The 20,170-nt window shown below is 59.4% G+C and carries 18 protein-coding genes and 2 pseudogenes; 2 read left to right on the top strand and 18 right to left on the bottom strand.

All coding sequences use genetic code 11. The features are described from left to right. Window positions 1-10 precede the first annotated feature (10 nt). The 12 genes and pseudogenes from J2858_RS22980 to J2858_RS22925 form a co-directional block, all read right to left on the bottom strand. Window positions 11-1,234, bottom strand: a complete 1,224-nt coding sequence (locus tag J2858_RS22980; RefSeq protein WP_210107204.1) for an MFS transporter — start codon at window positions 1,232-1,234, stop codon at window positions 11-13. Window positions 1,235-1,868: 634 nt separating this feature from the next. After that, entirely contained in the window at window positions 1,869-2,750 is an 882-nt protein-coding gene (locus J2858_RS22975; protein ID WP_245367173.1) for a DMT family transporter, read from the bottom strand. Window positions 2,751-3,057: 307 nt separating this feature from the next. Further along, complete coding sequence (locus J2858_RS22970; RefSeq protein WP_210107203.1) at window positions 3,058-3,690, bottom strand: tyrosine-type recombinase/integrase; 633 nt, start codon at window positions 3,688-3,690, stop codon at window positions 3,058-3,060. Window positions 3,691-4,037: 347 nt separating this feature from the next. Beyond that, window positions 4,038-4,322, bottom strand: coding sequence for a hypothetical protein (locus J2858_RS22965; RefSeq protein ID WP_245367151.1), 285 nt, complete (start codon window positions 4,320-4,322; stop codon window positions 4,038-4,040). A gap of 55 nt (window positions 4,323-4,377) precedes the next feature. After that, window positions 4,378-5,733: a glycoside hydrolase family 130 protein gene (locus J2858_RS22960; protein WP_245367148.1), complete on the bottom strand. Its 1,356-nt coding sequence runs from the start codon at window positions 5,731-5,733 to the stop codon at window positions 4,378-4,380. Then, entirely contained in the window at window positions 5,730-8,009 is a 2,280-nt protein-coding gene (locus J2858_RS22955; RefSeq protein ID WP_210107234.1) for a glycosyltransferase family 4 protein, read from the bottom strand. The genes J2858_RS22960 and J2858_RS22955 overlap by 4 nt, the downstream gene beginning before the upstream one ends. 98 nt (window positions 8,010-8,107) lie before the next feature. Beyond that, window positions 8,108-8,392: a hypothetical protein gene (locus tag J2858_RS22950; RefSeq protein ID WP_245367146.1), complete on the bottom strand. Its 285-nt coding sequence runs from the start codon at window positions 8,390-8,392 to the stop codon at window positions 8,108-8,110. 45 nt (window positions 8,393-8,437) lie between these two features. Continuing rightward, window positions 8,438-8,725: a DUF1488 family protein gene (locus J2858_RS22945; protein ID WP_210107202.1), complete on the bottom strand. Its 288-nt coding sequence runs from the start codon at window positions 8,723-8,725 to the stop codon at window positions 8,438-8,440. Beyond that, window positions 8,722-8,970, bottom strand: coding sequence for a hypothetical protein (locus tag J2858_RS22940; RefSeq protein ID WP_210107201.1), 249 nt, complete (start codon window positions 8,968-8,970; stop codon window positions 8,722-8,724). Before J2858_RS22940 ends, J2858_RS22945 begins: the two co-directional genes overlap by 4 nt. 619 nt (window positions 8,971-9,589) lie before the next feature. After that, window positions 9,590-9,817 carry a limonene-1,2-epoxide hydrolase family protein gene (locus tag J2858_RS24195; RefSeq protein ID WP_348635523.1) on the bottom strand — a complete coding sequence of 76 codons (228 nt, stop codon included), beginning with the start codon at window positions 9,815-9,817 and terminating at the stop codon, window positions 9,590-9,592. A gap of 70 nt (window positions 9,818-9,887) precedes the next feature. Further along, on the bottom strand, window positions 9,888-12,485 hold the full coding sequence (locus J2858_RS22930; RefSeq protein ID WP_210107200.1) for a heavy metal translocating P-type ATPase: 2,598 nt from the start codon (window positions 12,483-12,485) through the stop codon (window positions 9,888-9,890). A 288-nt stretch (window positions 12,486-12,773) separates the two neighbouring features. Then, window positions 12,774-13,560 (bottom strand): annotated as a pseudogene (locus J2858_RS22925) (aldo/keto reductase); the annotation flags it as partial. Here J2858_RS22925 and J2858_RS24375 point away from each other — a divergent pair. Then, a pseudogene (locus J2858_RS24375) lies at window positions 13,555-13,798 on the top strand (VapC toxin family PIN domain ribonuclease); the annotation flags it as partial. The pseudogenes J2858_RS22925 and J2858_RS24375 sit on opposite strands and share 6 nt — an antisense overlap. Before the next feature lie 349 nt (window positions 13,799-14,147). Here J2858_RS24375 and J2858_RS22920 read toward each other — a convergent pair. The 4 genes from J2858_RS22920 to J2858_RS22905 form a co-directional block, all read right to left on the bottom strand. After that, on the bottom strand, window positions 14,148-15,170 hold the full coding sequence (locus J2858_RS22920) for an NADP-dependent oxidoreductase (protein WP_210107199.1): 1,023 nt from the start codon (window positions 15,168-15,170) through the stop codon (window positions 14,148-14,150). Between the two features lie 77 nt (window positions 15,171-15,247). Next, on the bottom strand, window positions 15,248-16,072 hold the full coding sequence (locus J2858_RS22915; RefSeq protein ID WP_210107198.1) for an oxidoreductase: 825 nt from the start codon (window positions 16,070-16,072) through the stop codon (window positions 15,248-15,250). A 112-nt stretch (window positions 16,073-16,184) separates the two neighbouring features. Next, window positions 16,185-17,279 (bottom strand): alkene reductase, encoded by a 1,095-nt coding sequence (locus tag J2858_RS22910; protein ID WP_210107197.1) that lies wholly within the window; start codon window positions 17,277-17,279, stop codon window positions 16,185-16,187. Window positions 17,280-17,333: 54 nt separating this feature from the next. Then, window positions 17,334-18,122 carry an SDR family NAD(P)-dependent oxidoreductase gene (locus J2858_RS22905; protein WP_210107196.1) on the bottom strand — a complete coding sequence of 263 codons (789 nt, stop codon included), beginning with the start codon at window positions 18,120-18,122 and terminating at the stop codon, window positions 17,334-17,336. Window positions 18,123-18,234: 112 nt separating this feature from the next. Here J2858_RS22905 and J2858_RS22900 point away from each other — a divergent pair, with 112 nt between their 5' ends. Beyond that, entirely contained in the window at window positions 18,235-18,783 is a 549-nt protein-coding gene (locus J2858_RS22900; RefSeq protein WP_210107195.1) for a TetR/AcrR family transcriptional regulator, read from the top strand. A 420-nt stretch (window positions 18,784-19,203) separates the two neighbouring features. Here the strand turns inward: J2858_RS22900 and J2858_RS22895 are convergent, their stop codons facing one another. Further along, window positions 19,204-19,512 carry a YciI family protein gene (locus tag J2858_RS22895; protein WP_210107194.1) on the bottom strand — a complete coding sequence of 103 codons (309 nt, stop codon included), beginning with the start codon at window positions 19,510-19,512 and terminating at the stop codon, window positions 19,204-19,206. Between the two features lie 21 nt (window positions 19,513-19,533). Beyond that, the gene (locus J2858_RS22890; RefSeq protein ID WP_210107231.1) at window positions 19,534-20,151 is read right to left on the bottom strand and encodes an FMN-dependent NADH-azoreductase; all 618 of its coding nucleotides are present in this window, start codon (window positions 20,149-20,151) and stop codon (window positions 19,534-19,536) included. Between the last annotated feature and the right edge of the window lie 19 nt (window positions 20,152-20,170).

The raw sequence follows: 20,170 nt of genomic DNA, 5'->3' as shown, positions 1-20,170 counted from the left end.
CGTCTTCTCCTCACTTCCCAGCCGCTGCGGGCTGATGCCGCCGATGATGTGCGAACTTGACGGTAAAGGCTGCCATGCCAAGGAGGATACCGAGCAGGCTGACCATCGGCCAGCCGCCCTTGCCCCATGCCAGCATGGCCAACGCCGAGCCTGCCGCACCGCCCAGAAACATGCCGGTCATGAACACCGTATTGAGGCGGCTGCGGGCGTTGGCGTCGAGCGCATAGACGATGTGCTGGTTGGAGACCAGCGCACTCTGGATGCCGAAGTCCAGGACGATCACGCCGATGACCAGGGAGACGACCGATGCCCAGAGGCCGAAGATCAGCCAGGCGACGATGGTCAGTGCTGCCCCGAGCCAGACCACAAAATGCGGACCCTTGCGGTCTGCAATGCGACCGGCGAACGGTGCTGCAAACACCCCGACTGCACCGACGATCCCGAACAGGCCGGCGATATCCGCGCCCAGGTGAAAGCTGGGTCCGGCAAGATAGAGCGCCAGGATCGTCCAGAAGGCGGTGAAGGAGGCAAACAGGAAGGCCTGGATGACCGTAGCGGCCCTGAGCGCCGGATGCCGGTTCCAGAGTTCCGCAAGCGAGCGGATGGCCTGATGGTAGCGCAAGGTCGAGGTCGGCCGCTGATGCGGCAGGACCGCGAACATCAGACCCGCTCCCAAAAGGGCGAGCGGCACGCCGATCCAGAACATATCCCGCCAGCCGGCATGTTCACCAACGAAGCCTGACAAGGTTCGGCTGAACAGGATGCCGGACAGAACCCCCGCCATCACGGTGCCGATCGTGGCGCCACGCTTTTCCGGCGCCGCCAGCGAGGCCGCAAAGGGAACGATCTGCTGGGCAACGGTCGAACAGGCTCCGACGATGACCGAGGCAGCAACCAGCATCCAGGCAGACGGCGCCAGTGCGGCCAGCGCCAATGCCGCGGCCAGCCCCGCGAACTGGCCGATGATCATGCTTCGGCGATTGACGATGTCTCCGAGCGGCAGCATCAGGAAAAGACCGAGCGCATAGCCCAGTTGCGTCGCCGTCGGCACCATTCCCGTTATGGGCTGGTGAGGGAACTCTGCCTCGATGATGCCGAGCATCGGCTGGTTGTAGTAGATGTTGGCCACCGCGATGCCGCCGGCAATAGCCATGGCCAGCAGCGCGCCACGTCCGATGCTTATGTGATCCGCACCCGGCGCTCTTTCTCTGCAGTCAGGTGTTATCGTGTCCATTGTCTGGCTCCGTTACCTCTTTTGATAAAAAAGACGGTAGATCCGGAGATGCTCTCGGCACATTCAATGGATGTCTAGCCGAACCTATACATCGGTCTAGGTAACCAGCAATTGTTGTGTCTAAGACCGCATGAATGGTGCCGGCAACAGGCCGCAACTTCGGCGCTTGCCCTTTTTAATGATAGTCACGGCTGCTATTGATCCGCCGCTTTACCCATACGTCCTGTATTTGAGACAACGTGATACGCTGGCACTTGCCCAGCCGACAGCGCTGCGATGAACTTGAGCAGTTTGCCACCCGCAACGTCCATACAGGACGAGACAGCCGTGGCCTGATATTTAAACCGAAGGCATGTGGCGATCTGCGGCGTATCACCTCTGCTCAAGCGATGTCTGCTTTCGGGTTCTCGCTGTCACTGCCTTGGTGACCGAGATGGAGGCGCAAAGCCGTCATAGCCTCGCCTTGGAAAGAGTCGAACCGTCGACTCCGTCATTTGTCGCTGAATTTCCGTGTCGGGGCAGCTACTTTCCCTTGGGAATGGCTGATATGGGGCCGGGAGGCGACTGTCGGCTTTATGACGCCCAGCGGGTAAAGTCGACATCGTAGTTCTTTCGGTCGAGGTCTGAGCCGGGCTCAACTCGGTGTCGGTCCAATTTCCTTAGAATTAGGTCGTTGCAGGTTGAATAGATTGCCAACCACGATCAAACCCGCGCCGAATGCGGTGAAGCCATTTATGGCCTCGGCATACAAGAGATACCCGATTAAAGCTGATAGTGGCACCCGCAGATAGTCCATCGGCATCACGACTGTAGCCTCTGCAAGGGCCAACGCCTTTGCCATGCAAAAGTGGGCAAATGAACCGGCGAACGCGAACAGAAATATCCATGGCCATGTTGAAGCCGACGGCCAAAGCCACACATTCAGTGCCGGAGCGATACCGATGATCGACTGGATCACGAGCATCCAGAAAATGATCTTTGTGGCACTGTCGGACCGCGTCAGCGCCTTTGTGGAGATGAACGAGATTGCGAATGCGACAGCCGCTCCAAGCGCTATCAAATGGCCCGGATTGAGAGGGGCTACGCCCGGACGCACAATTAGTGCGACGCCCGCTAGACCAAAAAGGATTACGACTCCCTTCCGCCATGTAAGCTGCTCATTCAGGAATATCGCAGCCAGAAAGGCAGCCCAGATGGGCGCTGTAAATTCTATCGAAATGAGCTGGGCCAATGGAATTAGCGTCAGTCCCATCAACCAGGCATATTGGCCCACATAGTGGGCAACGTTGCGGCCGATGTGCCTGGGCAGAATCCTGGTTTGCATTGCCCGGATTCCGCCCTCTCGATAAACCAACGGCAACAGCAGAAAAAGGGCGATGACGGAACGCATTTCCATTGCCTGGAAAACGTCAAGCTCGCGGGTAATAATTCGACCCGAAACGGACATGAGCAGTATCAACAACACAGATGCCACCATCCACGCCGCCGCCTTGGCCGTCGGTCGACTGTTGTCCATGTAGTGAGCTTTCAGGTTTCGAGTGATGGTTGGCGATCGGCTTCCCAGCGTTGAATCACAAGGAACTTTGTTCTGGGACACCGCCGTCTTAAGCTGCTGCAGGCGCAAAGTCATGCCCCCCGCATCAACGTTCTCCTTGAGAGTTGCGGCTTCTTACCGCACGGCATGCCGCCAGGCCGTGTCCGCTTTCAGGCGCGGGAGATGACGAGCGCTACGACCGACATTGAAGGCGCAAAGCGGATCGAGTGCTTCGAGAGGCTCACGCAAGAATCGGGCGCGGCCCCGCGATATGCAGGGCCGTCCCCTTTTAGATTTTGCTCCGTTCGGCCAGTTCTAGCGCATCCTCAATGTCGACGCCGAGATACCTGACTGTGTTCTCGATCTTGGTATGCCCAAGCAGGATCTGGATCGCTCGAAGATTGCCAGTGGCCTTGTAGATCATGGCAGCCTTCGTTCGCCGTAGGGAATGCGTACCGTAATCCTCCCGACGAAGCCCGATCGCCGTCACCCACTCATCAACCAGTCGGGGGTACTGCCGAGTGCTGAGATGATCAGCGTAGTCAACGCGACTGGGAAAGGCATAGTCATCGACTGTTCCTCCCCTTCGCTGCAGCCAGGCAAGCAGACTAGCTCTGACCTCGGTCGTAATTTCGAACTGCACTGGTCGTCTAGTCTTCTGCTGGACGACCATCGCCCGAGTTCGAATGTCGTGGCCGGTGACGAGTGTCCTGATTTTCAGTTTTACCAGATCGCAGCCGCGGAGCTTGCTGTCGATGGCAAGATCGAAAAGCGCCCGATCTCGCATCCTTCCTTCACGGTCGAGGAAGAAGCGGACTGCCCAGATCTGGTGCTGCTTCAGGGGCTTTTTGATACCAACTTGTTTACCCGCGTTCCAAGCCGGCCGACCCAGTGCAGCAGGATCATATTGTGAGATACCCATTTCAGTTCTCCTCTGGCCACCATTGGCCACAGGGAGAACGCGCACGTTACAATTAGATGACGGGGCCGGAAGCCGACTGTCTGAAGTTGAGGTGCCGCAAGCCGGACCGACATGTAAAAGTCTGGCGGCTTGGTCGAGCTCAGCCTAAAGCTGGCAAAAGGGTTCTTGGTCGTCAGGGTTGAACTCGCCCCCTCCAGACTCTGGAAGCCAGACCACACCTCCTGCTGTTCAGCAATTCTGCGTTTAAGGTGGAGCAGGTTAACCGGAATCCCCGGTCGAAGCCGCAATCGCCGTCCAAAGATGATAGAGCGAGCTGGCTGGGATCGTTCTGCCCATGGGTGCGCCGTTCAAGTCCAGACGGTCGTGCCGCCGCGCTTCCCGCTCACCCAGGCGACGTGGTGCAGGTTGGCGAAAGCCCGTTCGGCCAAGTCGAGCGACGCTGAGGGGGCAACACCGAGGTGGGCGGCATGGGCGTGAACATAGATCTGGCGGGCCACGGTTCGGGTCCGGACCTCACCTGCCTTCTGAGACGATCCATCCAGTTGCAGATATTCGACGAATTGGACGCAGCTCCCGTCGAAACCGGAATTGCTCCAGGTGGGCAGAATGTCATCGAGGAAGACGCGTTTCAATTGCTGGACGCTCATTGGCGGACGCGCAATGACATGACCCACCTGCCCTGCGCATTCACAAGGCTGTCCCGGTGGGCTGCATCGTTTCTAGAAGCCTGCTGATCTTCATCGTGGTGAAGTTGGAATAGGTGTCCGAGACCGCATATGGCAGGGCGATCAGATCGCCATGCCGCATGGCACCGCAAGAGTAGACGACGTTCGGGACATAGCCTTCCCGCTCCGTCGGCTCCGGCTGCAACAGCGGTTCGACAGTGCGCGATAGGATGATGCTTGGGTCGTGCTTGTCGAGGAGGGTTACCCCAATTGCGTAGCGCCGCATTGGTCCTACGCCGTGGGTGAACAGCAGCCACCCTTCGTCAATTTCAACGGGCGAGCCACAATTGCCGATCTGGACGAACTGCCAGGCGAATTCCGGCTTTAGCAGGAGGTGTCCCTCATCCCAATGATGCAGATCGTCGGAATAGAGCAGGAACAGGTTTTCGCTGTCCTGGCGAGCGATCATGGCATAACGGCCGTTAATGCGGCGGGGAAAGAGCGCCATGCCCTTGTTGCGGGCGGCAGGCCCGTGCAGCGGCGTCAAGGTGAAGTTGAGAAAATCGGCCGTTTCCAGGAGCTCCGAGCGGATCGAAAAACCGCTATAGGCGGTATAGGTGGCGAAATAGATCGTCTTGCCTTGATCCTCGAACGCGACGAAGCGGGCATCCTCGATGCCGTTCGATTGCGCCTCTGTCACCGGAAAGATGACCCGCTCGCTGAGATCGCTCTCGTCCTTGAAACTGATTGCGATGCAGCCGGCGGGCGCCAGGCCGTCACTTGTATGGATGTCCGGCAGACCCGCCAGTTGCATCGGCGCATCGATGGTGACGGCCCCTTCGGGATCGATCACGCCAGAGCGGAAGGTAAGCGAGGAGATATGTCCTTCGCCTACAGCCCTCAGACTGAGGATCACTCTCCGGCTTCCCTCACCAATACCGGACTGGTCAGGATGTGGCACGATGCTCGGGTTGAACAGAGCGGCGGACTCGAAGGAATATTCGTTCATGAAGTATGCCCCGACCAACTGCCTCTGCTGCTGGCTAAACTGTTGATGGTGGATAAATGCATCTTCCATCGCATCCGCCCGCAACTCGAACTGTCTCAACAGATTGCGATGCCGGCCCTCGAAATTTGCGAGGATGTCGCGCAACTGATTGGCGGTCGAGGCCGGGTCCAGAGACAGAACGCGATCGACGATGTCATTCGCCCGGGTTTTATCGCGCGGCTTCAGATGCCGAGGTTCGGTCGATGGCTTGAAAGGGCGCACGATGACCCGTGTCGGATCCGGCTTCAGATAGAGGGCCTGCCGGTTGAGGAGGCTGGACTGGGGCAATGCTGGTCTTTCGGAGTTTTTGCGGTGGGTGGGGTGGTTCATGACAATTGCCTGACGCCGACCCTTGGGGGTATCGGGCGCAGCATCTGGTTGGCACGCCCGATCTCGACGCAGGAAATCAGGTAACAGAGCACGGATTCGGCCCCCCGGTTCTCGTTGGGGCGATCCACATGAAGGCCGTCGCGGCAACTGCCGGTCTCGGGGTCGACCAGCGAGACGCCGTGGTCATTGCTGCCGGTAAACCAGTCGAACGCCCGGTTGGCAGCCTCTATCCACCTTTTGTCCGAGGTCGCCTCATAGGCAGCAAGACAGGCGGCCACGGTGGCCGTCGCCTCGACCGGCTGTTGGTCGAAGAGCTTCGGCGGTTGGCCAATATCAAAGAAGCCGTCCGTTCCAATGGCGCGGAAATGGCCTTTATCGCTCGTCTGCTGGGTCATCAGCCATTCAAGGGTCGCGACACCTGTCTCGACGAAGGAAGACACTTTGGTGGAAAGGCCCGTCATGATCAAAGCCTGGCTCAGGCGGGCATTTTCATAGGACAGCCCCTCCTCAAACCAGCGGCGCCCAACCTTCGACACACGTCGTTCCAGGTCCATCAGATTTTCGGCGTGCCGTATGCGCAGCATCCGAGCGCGCGAATCTTGCGGGTTGGCCACACAGTAGTCGTTGAGGCCGAGAAGCGTGAAGGCCCGGGCGCGCGGGGAACGAAAGTCGAGCGTGACGGACATCGCCCGGGCGAAAAGGGCACTTGCCCATCGACGGCGCGGTGCATCGGTATCGGACAGGGCGCAGGCCCCGAGCGCCCAGAGGGTTCGCCCATGACTATCTTCGGAGCCTTCGTCTTCGAGCCAGCGGCGGTCGTAGCTCATGAAGTTTCTAAAGCGGCCGGTGTCGGGGTTCCAGGCGTGTTCGACGAAGGCTGCGAAGGAGGCTGTCATCCGGTCCGCGATCCCGATTTCGCCGACTGCCGACAGGAGCGAGGACAGAAGCAGAGCCCGCGCATTGTCGTCGACGCAGTAGCCATGCGACCTGTCCGGCACGGAGAACACCGCATGCTGGATGATGCCTGTGTCGTCGCACATCGTGTGCAGATGGCCGAGCTTCGAAGCCGTCTGCTGCGGTGGGCGCTTCATACGCACGGAGATAAGGTCGCTGACGAACTTCGGCCGAAAAGCCGTTCGTGCCTTCGCCATGCTGCCGAGGTAAAGCGTGACGACATGCGACCAGATCATCGCGCGGCCGGTCTCGTAGGCCCGCCTACGCATGGCCATGCGGGCCTCGTCATCGCCGAGCAAGGTAGAGATTGCCTTGCCCGTGGCCGATGCGTCGCCGAAAGGAACCAAAATGCCTCGGCCGTCGCCTAAGAGATCGCAGGCGTGCCAATAAGGCGTAGAGACCACTGCGCTTCCCATTCCAAAACTATAGGAGAGCGTGCCCGAGGTCATTTGCGCTTCATCCAGATAGGGCGTCACATAGACGTCACACATGGCAATGAAGTCGAGAAGCGTCGGCAAATCAACGAAGTCATTAAGAAATTGGACGGCATGATCGACGCCCAGCCGCTCGGTGCGCTGGCGCAAACTGTCGCGATAGGCATCGCCCTGCTGGCGCAGAAGCGTCGGATGCGTGGCACCAAGGACGATGTACAAAGCCTCGGGGCTCTCGTTCAGAATGTCTGGCATAGCGTCGATGACCACCTCGATGCCCTTGTTGGGCGAAAGGAGGCCAAAGGTCAGGATGACCGGGCGTCCGGCATAACCACGCTCGACTTTGGCCAGATCCGGATCGTGAAAGGGTCGGTCGGGTATGCCATGGGCGATGACGTCAATCTTCTGGGGGGCGACGCCATAGATTTCCGTCAAAAGAGCGCGTCCCTTCTCCGCCATGACGACGACGCGGCTGGAATGAGCAGCGACCTTCTGCAACACGCGGTGCTGAGACGGTGTCGGTTCGGCGAGGATGGTGTGGCAGGTGGTGACGAGTGGAATGCGCAGGGTTTCTAGCATCGTCAGAATATGTTCGCCGTCCGGACCGCCAAAGATGCCGAATTCGTGCTGCAGCGAAACCACATCGAACCGACCTTCATTTAAGATCCGCGCGGCCGTCACATAGTCTTCGACTTCCTCCTCACGGATCTCGAAGATCACGTCGCTCGGATAGGCGTAGCTTTGCCTGGCATCCGTCACAGCGACGATGCTCGTCTCTACGGGTTCGCCCGCGTCGATCAGCGCTTGGGAAAGATCGCCGGTGAAGGTTGCAATGCCGCATTGGCGCGGAAGAGAGTTGCCAATGAAGGCGATACGTGTCGGTCTGCTCATCTGCGTTCCCTCCAGAACATGGTGGCGAGGTCTCGCCAAATTGGCCAGGGACGCAAAACGCGGCCGCATGGTGGATACTTCAAGTATCGGTCTCGGGATCACGCCGATCCTGTGACCTCCAGATCCCGTTCCAAAGCGAAGCGCCCCTGACGGAGTTCGGCATTCCAGAGCCGATACTGAGGGCTATTCTGGTAAGCTGGCATGGAGGCCTCGATGGTGTAAGTGACGGCGGCTGGGGGAGAGAGACCCTTCGCGGTCACGAGACGAACCATTTGGCCGACGTTAAAGCGGTGAGAAGGCATGGTGTTTCTCCGTTCATCAAATGCCCGCCCAAGGCGGCCGTCATGGACGCCCCCCGCAGTGGATTGTGCAAGTTCGTCCATGACCTATTCCTCTTGCGAGTTCGCTCAGTGCACCGACTGCCATCGTCACGTCGCCGACTGGAGAGACGACCCGAATGCCCTGAGATCGAGTTCAATCGTCTGTCGTCGCCGAGACTGATAGGCCTGCCTCGCCGTCGTCAGGATGCGGTCCCGCAGGCGATCGAATGCCAAGAGATAGTCGCGTTGCTTGCGGGTAGTGGTCGACCCCTCCCGTTCAAAGAGCGCGACAGGCAATAGAAACAAGACCTGATTCAGGCCATCATGCCCAATGAAACGAATGAGACCGCGTGTCTCGTCATACGCACGGGTCGGATTGGGGAAAGAAAGGGTCACAGGCTTGTGACCTGACCGCTGTTCTTAGGCCGCGCAATGACGGCTTCATCCGCCCAAACGTTGACGGCAGGGCTCAACTCGACGGATCTGCGGGCGCCATTTTGATACATCGTGAGCGCATGGCGCGCCGCGCCGCGGTCCAGCTCGCAGAGTGGTTCCTCATGGCGAAACCCGGAACGCCGGAGCGCGCTTCTGATGATGCTGATGTCGATGCTGCCGATAGGCTGATGAAGGTCGGAAGACATGATGTCCTCCTTAATTGGGGCCAGGGTGCGTGCCGCCCAGAAAGTGGCAGTGCCCGTTCAATGGCTGCCACTCACTTAGATATGGGATCGCTTATCAGAACTTGCAAGGGCCCATCGAAAACATCCACAGGGCGTGACCCGAGACGCCGTCGTCATGTGGTCAGCGCCGCGGGTCGCTCTCCGCCATGAATAAAGTCTTCTCAATGGCTGCCTTGAACGAAGGGATGGCTTGCTGTGGCATGTCTTTGACCTGAGCGGCGGCGATAGCAATCGACGAAATCTGTCGTCGTGATCCAAACTCCTGCGCTAGCGTGGATTCGGAATAATTGCCGCTCTAGAGCCATGTTCACGTCAGCTCAAAGCCAGCGCACAACGATATATCGACGCGGGCTCGCGGCGCTTTGCTGACGGGGCAGCGGACCGACTGCTTTCGGATATCCAACCAACCACCTTCAATGACCGAGATGAAGGCGCCTAGCGGAAATCATTTCCGCGATGGAGCGGAAGCCGACTGTCCGATGCTGGGGGCGGAAAGGCGATAGCGGACATCCAAGCATCTGTTGGTGTTGCTGTCCGAGTTTGACTGAAATGCGGCCTCTTTTCAGAGGCCGTGATCCGACTACTTCCCGATCTGGTTCAACTGCCGGTCGAAGTCTGCCGGATCGAAATCATCACGCCAGACAGTGATCGTGCCGTTCTCGACGGTCACTGTCCCCATGACGGGCAGCGTGATCCGTCCACCCTTATCGTGGAGGAAAATGTCGATCCGCTCGTTCAGCACGACGTTTCCCGACGCCGCGTTCCCCGGATTGGAAAAGCTCCAAGGGACTCCACACCGCCAGGACACCTGGCACAGCTGAACACGATCGATTTGGCGACCAGAACGAACGTGCCTCCGAAGACGACCTTTCTGAGCATCAAGCCCCTCGGATCGGACGCAGCAGGCGCAGAGCGTTCATCGTCACGAGCACTGTTGCCCCGGTGTCGGCAAGGATAGCGGGCCACAGGCCCGTGATGCCGAGGACCGTGGTCACGAGGAAGACCGCTTTCAGTCCCAGCGCGATGGTGATGTTCTGGAAGATGTTGCGCATGGTCCGCTTCGAGAGGTCGATCATGAGGGCGACATCCCCGACCTTGCCGTGCAGGACCGCGGCATCAGCCGTCTCAAGGGCCACGTCCGTTCCACCGCCCATTGCGATCCCGACGTCGGCGGCGGCCAGTGCAGGCGCATCGTTGATGCCGTCGCCGATCTTGCCGACGACATAGCCTTCCTTTTTCAGCTCGCCAATGATCTGCTGCTTGTCTTCAGGCATCAGTTCGGCACGGACCTCGATGCCGAGCTGTGCTCCGATGGCGGTGGCGGTCCGTTTGTTGTCGCCAGTCAGCATGACGGTCTTAATGCCCGCGTCGGTCAGCGCCTTGAGGCCAGCGACGGCGTCCGTACGCGGTTCATCGCGCATCGCAATGGCACCCGCGAGAACGTCGCCGATCACAAGGACGGAAACTGTCTTTCCTTCGTCATTGAGAGCCGTGATCGTCTTCGAATGCGCCATCGGCATCGTAACGCGCACCGCGGCGGCCTTAGGCGAGCCGAGGAAGACCTCGACCCCATCGATCACTGCGGTCACCCCCTTGCCGCCAAGCGCCTTCGCATCGGTGGCGGGTGGTGCATCGATCCCGTCCTCGCTGGCCTTGCTGAGGATCGCGACGGCAAGCGGATGGCTGGATCCCATCTCGACGGCAGCGGCATAGCGGAGCACCTCATCAACCTTGCGGCCGAACGGTACCACGTCGGTCACCTTGGGCTTGCCCTCGGTGAGCGTCCCTGTCTTGTCGAAGGCGATGGCGGTGAGCTTTCCAAGCCCCTCGAGAACGGCGCCACCCTTCAGCAGCAAGCCGCGGCGCGCGCCCGACGACAGCGATGCGGCGATCGCGGCCGGTGTCGAGATAACCAGAGCGCATGGGCAGCCGATCAAAAGGACTGCAAGGCCCTTGTAGACCCACTCGCTCCAGATGCCGCCCCAAAGCATAGGCGGCAGGACGGCGACCAGTGCTGCCACCACAACGACGCCTGGCGTGTAATAGCGTGAGAAACGGTCGATGAAGCGTTCGGTCGGAGCCTTTGACTCCTGGGCCTCCTCCACCAGCCGCACGACGCGGGCGATGGTGTTGTCGGCGGCAGCGGCCGTGACCCTCACACGGAGTGCCGCATCGCCGTTGACGGTGCCTGCGAAGACGTTGTCGTCGATGACCTTGCGGACCGGCACACTCTCCCCCGTGACGGGAGCCTCATCTATCGAGCTCTCACCTGCAACGATGACGCCATCGGCAGAGATACGGTCGCCGGGGCGAACCAGGATGATGGATCCGACCGCAAGGGCCTCGGCCGGCACTTCGCGGGTCTTTCTGTCCTCTTCCAGCAGCGCCGTCTTCGGCACAAGCGCCGTCAGGGACTTGATGCTGTCTCGCGCCTTACCTGCGGCCACGCCTTCGAGCAGCTCGCCCACCAGGAACAGAAAGACCACCGTTGCTGCCTCTTCGGTAGCGTTGATGATCAATGCGCCGACTGCGGCGATCGTCATCAGCATCTCAATGGAGAACGGGGTTCCCGCACGAGCCGCCATGAAAGCGCGGCGTACGATCGGAGCGAGTCCGACGAGCATTGCGACGATAAAGGCATAGGTCTCGAGGGCCGGGAACAGATTGCCGATCCCGTAGGCGAGAACCAGCGCAGCGCCCGCCGTGATGGTCAGGCGGCCTTTCTTGCTCCGCCACCATGGACCTTCGAACGGACCGTGGTCGTGGCCGTGCAGTCCCTCGACCTCGGAAGCTTCGGAGGCTCGCCCGTGGTCGTGTCCGACGTGGGAGCCGCTCTGATCTGGCGACTGCACCTTCTTGAGGGTAGGGACAATCCAATAGCCGAGACCGAGGACCTGCTTCTCGACAGCTTTCATGTCCGCGGACTGGCGATGCTTCACCGTCATCGTCCCGGAGGTGACCGATACGGAGACGTCCTCGATATCGTCAATGCGCCTGACAGCGGTGTCGATCTTTGCGGCGCAGGACGCACAGTCCATTCCACCGATCCGGAAGCGGGCCTGCAGGGTCCCGGACGCGGTGTCATGTGACGGTACGCGCTGGTCGGTTCCATGGTTATGGTCAGTGTGATCATGGTCATGGCCGGGAAGGTCGTGATCATGATCCGAGTGATCGTGGGAGTCGGCATGTTGATAGTCGTGCGAGCGTTCCGGACCGTGCACATGGATGGGTTCCGCGACGGCCGGCTTGGACTTTGTCGGTATAGGTGTCGCTTCGTATCCGAAACCGGACAGCTTCTGCGAGATTGCGTTGAGATCGCTGGTGTCGTCGTGCCTGACCGTCATCGTTCCGGCAGTAACTGAAACGGACACGTCGGCGACGCCAGGCATGCGCCTTACGGCCGTATCAATCTTGGTGGCGCAGGACGCGCAGTCCATGCCCCCGACACGAAATCTCGTCTGCCGCAAATCGCTCATCTCGGAATCCTCACTATCGATGTGAGAGTTCTGCGACCTCTAGCTACTAGAGGTGCAAGAGGAAAATTGCGACTGGCAAAGTCGATGCGAAAAAGACTGGTACCACTTACTCGCGGAGCATCTCGTATGAACCCATCAACAACGCCTACTTCCAACTCAGCATCACGATCGCCAGATCGCCCAATCCATCGCTCTTGATGGGATGTGCCCTCCCCCGACTGCGACCTTGTATTTAAGTCATCGAGCATCAGAATGTTTTCCACCGATCGAAACGAAGACGCCTCCGGCTTAGAGCATCGGTAGCCTCTGCGGCTTCTGGCCGAGCGGAAAGGCCGAATCGATCCGCATGTGTTCGTCATCCGTCAGTCGGAGCGAGCCGGAACCCGCATTCTCGGCGGCGTACAGGGGGCCGAAGCTTTTGGGATGGCGAATAGGGATGGGTGACACGCCAAGAGTCGAAGCGCCATCTGTCGCGCGGGCGCTCCGTGGTTTGCGGCAATCTCCGCCACTACGCGGCCGCCCGGCGAATGCGCATCCGGGAAGCTGCCATGGCCGAATGGGCTATGGGCTATGGGCTATGGGCTATGGGCTATGGGCAACTGTGGCTACACCGTGCGCATCACACAAGGCAGCACGGCGTGCTCGATCGCGCGCTCCTCAAGATTATACAGAACCTGGTTGCAAGTGATCCGCCCCTGACCACCTGCTTTCCAAGCCGCATCAAGGTCGGGCACGTCGAAATTGCTCACCCCCACGACAGGATCTTGCCTTGCTCGCGGAGATGCTTAAACGCGGCGAACGTCTCCTCGAGCGGGCGCGGCCCGCGCCAGTGCAGGGGATAACAGTCGATCCGATCAGTGCGCAGGCGCGTAAGCGACTGCTCGCGGGCCGCTACCGTGCCCGCGCGCGAGGCGTTGCTCGGCACGACCTTGGAGACGAGGAAAACCTCAACCCTGCGGCGGGCGATCGCCTCGCCTACCACGTCTTCGGCGTAGCCATACATCTCGGCGGTGTCGATATCGGTCATGCCGAGGTCGAGACCGCGGTGAAGGGCGGATATTCTTAGCAAATTATCACAAAGCCCGAACCGTCAGCGTCACTATCAACGTGGATGGCCGAGCAAGCTGACGCTGACTTATTCGTCGCATCGCTCACCATCGCTGAAATACACCGAGGAATTCTGGAGAAGCCGGCGGGCAAGAAGCGTGTCGCTCTCGAAGCCTGGTTTGCTGGTAATGGGGGGCCACGCGCACTCTTCGCGGGCTGCATACTTTCGTTCGACGAGAAGACAGCGCTCATCTGGGGCGAGTTAATTGGCACAAGGAAAAGCGACGGGCCGCCCATGAAGTGCATTCGTAACGATTGTCGCGGCCATTGCCAGTCCAATAGCTGTATTGTTGTAACCGACAATGAGCGAGATTGTCACGGGTCGAAATCATCAATCACCTCAGGCAAACTGCAATCTAAAGCGGCCGGCAGTTTTTAAGCTCTTAATGGGATTCGAACCAGCGACCCTCCATTACGTCGGATGGATGCCGCCAGAAAAACTAGCTAGATCATGCATCTGGTTCATTTAGGGCGTCCGGAAAGAGGCCGTGAGGAGACAGTCCGCTCGGGTCCTTTCAGCAACGGAAGCGGACATTATGCTTTGAATGAAGCAGACTATAACTGAACTGGCGACTGTTGCGAAACGGCGACGACAACCTTCCCCTTGGCGCGCCCGGTTTCGACATAGGCCAAGGCTTCCGCCGTCTGCGCGAAAGGAAATACCTTGTCCACGACCGGACGGATCACGCCGGCGTCGATCAGTTTGGCGATCTCGCCCAGTTGCTGTCCGTCCGCGCGCATGAACAAGAAGGAATAGTCGACGCCCCGGCTCTTTGCCTTCTTCAGAATGCTGCGACTGAGCATGCGCATGATGAAGCGGAAGAAGAGGTTCATCTTCAGCGACCTGGCGAAGGGAACGTCCGGCGGGCCGGAGATCGAGATCAGCTTTCCACCGGGCTTCAGGACGTTCACCGACTTTGTCAACGTCTTGGAGTCCTGGCTGTTTAGCACCAGGTCGTAACCGGACAGTACCTGCTCGAAGTCCTGTTTTTTATAGTCGATCACCACATCTGCGCCGAGGCCTTTCACAAGCTCGATATTCGCCGTACTGGTGGTGGTAGCAACTGTCGCGCCGAGATGTTTGGCAAGCTGGATTGCAAATGTGCCGACACCGCCAGAACCTGCCTGAATGAACACCTTCTTGCCAGGCTTGAGCTTGCCCACCTCGACGAGCGCCTGCCAGGCGGTCAGTCCGACCAGCGGGATCGAGGCGGCCTGCTCCATGGAGAGGCTTGTCGGCTTCAGCGCGAGGTCTGTGGCGTCGACCGCAATCATTTCCGCGAAGGTACCGGCCCGGCCGTCACGCGGGCGAGCAAACACCTCATCGCCTGCCTTGAACTGTCGCACATTGGCGCCAACGCGGATAACTGTTCCGGCCAGATCGTGGCCGAGGATGAAGGGCGGGCGATAGGGCAGGAACAGCTTGAACTCGCCGTCGCGCACTTTGGAATCCAGAAGGTTGATCGCGGTTGCCTCAATACGAACCAGGACATCATTGGCGCCGATGACCGGATCAGGCATAACGGCCAGCCGTAGCGGGGCCTTTTTCTTGTATTTGTCGACGACGAAGGCTTTCACGGGTTCTCTCCGGCGTAAAACGTTTTCAGGGTCAGGCAGCCAGGAAAGCCAGGGCTTTCGGTGATGACATCACAATCTCAGGCAATGTTGAACTGCTTGCGCAAAATGCGATCGAACAACGCCCGTGGCAGGAACCGTCTGGCAAACGCCGTCTGTCTAGCATCTTGGCCTGAGGGGTAGCGGAGCTTTGGCTTCCTTGCCTGCGCCGCTGCAACAATGGTTGCTGCGACATCATCTGCCGTGTCGCCTCCTGCCATGGCTTTGGCAAAAGCGGCCTGATACCGGGCAAATGTCTCGCGATAGACCGCAACCGGACGATCACCCTGCGGGGAATTGGCTTCGATAGATGTCTTTGTCGCCCATGGCTCGATCACCGCGACACGGATGCCGAACGGTCGCACCTCATGGTCGAGGGATTCGGAATAGCCCTCGATCGCGTGCTTGCTCGCCGTATAGTGGGCACCGAAGGGGCCGGGAATGAGACCCACGACCGAACCGATGTTCAGGATTCGTCCCTTGCCCTGCTGGCGCATGATCGGCAGGACCTCGTTCGTGACCCGAACGACGCCGAGGAAATTGGTGTCGAACAGTGCCCGAACCTGCTCGATTGAGCTTTCCTCCGCCGCGCCGGAGATCGCATAGCCCGCATTGTTAACGAGGAGGTCAATGCGACCGAGTTCGGCATGGGCAAGCGCCACGGCCGCAGCCACGGAATCGTCCGATGTCACGTCGCAGGCGATCATGCGGATGCCGTCGCGGACCTCGCCGGGTGCCGCCTTGCGGCTCGTGCCGATCACCCGGTAACCCGTCCGGCTGAGCGCCAATGCCGCCGCTTTGCCGATGCCGCTTGAGGCACCGGTCACGAATGCAGTCTTCTGTCCTGTTGATGCGAAGGTCGCCATAACTGTGTTCTCGATTTGGCTTGCGACATCCGTCCGCGCAGCCTTGGGAATTGTCAGGGAGTGATGGTGATCGGCATGATGGGGCCGCACCGAGGCGCGGCCCCGTGATGGCTCAATTGCCGGATGTTGTTTCGCTCAAGCGCGGATAGTCGGTATAACCCGCAGCGCCGCCGCCATAGATCGTGGCAGGATCAATCTGGTTCAGAGATGCACCGAGTTGCAGACGTTCTACCAGATCGGGATTGGCGATGAACGGACGACCGAAAGCGATGAGATCCGCCTTGCCCTCGGCTATATGCGACGTCGCGAGTTTGAGATCATAGCCGTTGTTGGCGATATACGTCTTGCTAAACCGCTTGCGCAGCGAGCCATAATCAAACGGAGCGACATCGCGCGGTCCGCCGGTGGCACCTTCGACGACATGGATATAGGCGATTCCGAGCGCATCAAGCTGGTCGACGATATAGTCGTACTGCGTTTGGGGATCGCTGCTGGAAATTCCATTGGCAGGCGAGACCGGCGAAATCCGGATACCGGTGCGCTCCGGCCCGATTTCCTGCGCCACCGCAGCAGTGACTTCGAGCATCAGGCGGGCGCGATTTTCGACAGAGCCGCCATAGGCGTCCGTGCGGATATTGGCGCCATCCTTGGCAAACTGTTCGAGCAGATAGCCGTTGGCGCCATGAACCTCGACACCATCGAAACCAGCTTTGATGGCATTGGCGGCAGCCTTGCGGAAGTCGTCGACGATGCCCGGAAGCTCATCAAGCTCAAGGGCACGCGGCTCGGACACATCAGCGAAACCGTTGTTCACAAACGTCTTGGTTGCCGCACGGATCGCTGAGGGTGCGACCGGTGCATCACCGCCAAGTAGATCGACATGGCTGATGCGACCAACATGCCAGAGCTGAACGAATATCCGTCCGCCCTTGGCATGAACCGCGTCTGTCACCCTCTTCCAGCCTGCGACTTGCTCCGGTGTGTAGAGCCCTGGCGTATCCTGGTAGCCCTGTGCCTGCCTAGACACCTGTGTGGCTTCGGTGATGATAAGTCCGGCGCTCGCGCGCTGGGCATAATATTCCGCAGCAAGTTCGCTCGGGACAAGGCCCGCACCCGCGCGATTGCGCGTGAGGGGCGCCATGACGGCCCGGTTGGAAAGAGTGACAGAGCCGAGAGTGTAGGGCTCGAAAAGCTTGGTCTTGGTCATAATATACCTGCGAAACTTCTATTTATTGGCGTGGTTTCATCGATGTCGGAAAGCTCACGCAGTTGTGCGATAGCGTTCAGCGGGAAGTGCATTGACGAGATTGCCGAGCATGGACTTGCGCGCGCCATCAAGCGCGTCCCACTGGCTGCCGTCGTGCAGCGGCGGGATGGTCACTGGTTCGCGGCGGTCGAAGCCGACGAGAGCGGCATCGACCAGATCGCCCACTTCCATGACATTGCTCATGGCGTTCACGTCGGCTCCGACGTGATCCCAGATCTCGGTGCGGGTCGTGGCAGGAAGGACAGCCTGGATGTAGACGCCCTTGGGCCCGAGTTCATGCGCAAGCCCCTGCGACAGGAACAGCACAAAGGCCTTAGTCGCGCCATACACGGTCATGCCGAATTCCGGAGCAAGCCCAACGACCGAACCGATGTTGATGATCGCGCCTTCGCCTGTATTGGCAAGACGGGGCGCAATAGCGCTGGAAAGCCTGACGAGTGCGGTGGCATTCAGCGCAACAAGCCGGGTCATGTCGTCGACGCTCTGCTCGACAAAGCTTTTGCCGATCGCCGTTCCGGCATTGTTGACGAGAATGCCGATGCGGACATCCTCGCGCAGCCTGGCCTCGACCTTGGCCAAATCCTCAGCCTTGGTGAGATCGGCCGGGAGGATGTCGATGGCGACGCCGGTTTCCTCGCGCAGACGGTTCGCAAGCGCCTCCATGCGCACCACGTCTCGAGCGACCAGCACAAGATCATGGCCCCGACGCGCAAAGCGATCGGCATAGGTTGCGCCAATGCCCGTGGAGGCGCCGGTGATCAGGACTGCAGGAAACTGACTCATCTGGATTGCTCTTTTCTAAGGTTGATCCTATATTCATGATCATCATCATGATTGAATTTAAATATGATTGTCATCATGTAAATGTCAATGGCCAGCGCGGAGAATTTTGAGAATGAAAGTCAGCCGAGAACAGATGGCGGAGAACCGTCGCCGGATCCTGGACGTCGCAAGCCGCTTGTTTAAGGATAAGGGGTTCGATGCGGTCAGCGTCGCTGAGGTCATGAAGGCCGCCGGCATGACCCATGGCGGCTTCTATGGCCACTTCACATCGAAAGACGATCTCGTCGCGCAGACGCTGGCGCATGCGCTTGCGGCCGACAGTTTTGGGGACGGCGAGTTCAGCGGCTTCGTCCGCTCCTATTTGGCGCCCCGCCACCGGGACAATCCCGGCAGTGGATGCCCGACTGCCGGACTCGCCGCGGCCATTCGCCACCAGACGCCTGCAGCCAAAGCTGCCATGGCCGAGGGACTGCGCACCCAGATCGCACGCATTGAGCATGCGCTTCCAGATCAGGGCTCAGCGGACGCCCGCCGTGCAGCGATCGGAAGCTGGGCGGCCATGGTCGGAGCGGTCATCCTAGCCAGGTCCATCGATGATCCTGAATTGTCGAACGAGGTTCTTGAGCAGACGCGCGCATGGATCGACGCCAATGTCGGTTAGGGGCACCCGAAGGTGCGCAGTATGATGCCCCTGATCGACTTTCGCTGGGAGGGAACGATCAAACCTTAGGTAGCCGCGCGAAAGGGCGCGCAGAAGCGGAATTGTTTTCCGCAAGGGCACTGTAAGCGAAATGACGGTCTCCAGAACTCAACAACCCGAAGTCGCTGTCGTGTTAAGCCTGGATCGTAGGAGTCAGCGAAGCGGACATCCCTTGCCTTTTCCCCTTCCTCGTTGTGTAGAGGACAATCTGACGGCCCAAGAGACAGGAGAAAAAGCTGAAGTTAGCGCGAAGATGCTGATCGAAGCCAATCGAGATCCAGAATAGCAGGGGAACTGCCCTCTTTAACGGATTTGCGCAAAGGGGCTCAAAAGCCTCCTGACCGTCCGGCCAGGAAGCTGTTCTTTTGCCGCGGAACAATGCTAGAAAGCCTTTGCCTCGGGTGCCCATTGGGCCGAGAAAGCTTCATTCCGGACCACAGGATTGCATTCCGAGATCTCAAATCTCGCGAGCTTCAGCAAGTCGAATGGATCTTCGGCGATCATTGCTTCGATCGTCGCGATCGTCTCGGCGAACGCCAGAATGAATCCTGCCTTTCCGCCCTCCAATGGACCGGCAAACAGGATCGTTCCCGCCTTGGTGTAACGGGCGAGCCAGCCCTTGTGCGGATCGAGCTGAGCTTGAATATCTTCGATGGGACGGATGTATGTGAGCTTGATGGCGTACAGCATGATGCTTGTTCCTTGGATCGTTCAGGCAGAGGCGAGCGCGGAGGCGATGGCGGCTTTGGCAGAGGCGATGCCCTTCTGACGGATTTCTTCCCCGCGCGATGAGCCTTCAGCGCGAACAAAGCGAACGTCTTGAATGCCTAGGAAACCGAGGAAAGCCTTCAGGTAGCTTTCCTGAAAATCCAACTGGGCCAAAGGACCTTCGAGGTAGAAGCCGCCCCGGGCAGACGCGATGATCACACGCTTGCCACCTGCAAGACCGATCGGCCCGGTCTCGGTGTATTTGAAGGTCTTGCCGGGCTGAGCGATCCGGTCCAGCCAGGCCTTCAGTTGGGTCGGGACAGAGAAGTTATACATCGGCGCACCGATGATGATCACGTCACTGGCGAGGAACTGCGCGACCAGACGATCCGAAATCTCCTTTTCGTGAAGCGCCGCGGCATCGAATTCTGTCTTAACATTGGGACGGAAGCCGGCGGCCACTGCTCCGTCCATATGGCTGATCGGATCTTCAACAAGATCGAGATATTCAATTTCGACGTTTGCATTGCGGGTACGCATTGCGTCGATGATCGTCGCGGTGAGATCTCGTGTGATGGAGCTGGCTCCCAGAATGCTGGAGTCGATGTGAAGGATCTTCATGTCTTTCTCGCTATCGTTG

The sequence above is a fragment of the Neorhizobium galegae genome (assembly GCF_017877135.1).
In the GTDB taxonomy this organism is placed as follows: domain Bacteria; phylum Pseudomonadota; class Alphaproteobacteria; order Rhizobiales; family Rhizobiaceae; genus Neorhizobium; species Neorhizobium galegae_A.
This window is presented reverse-complemented; position numbering and strand designations above follow the sequence as displayed.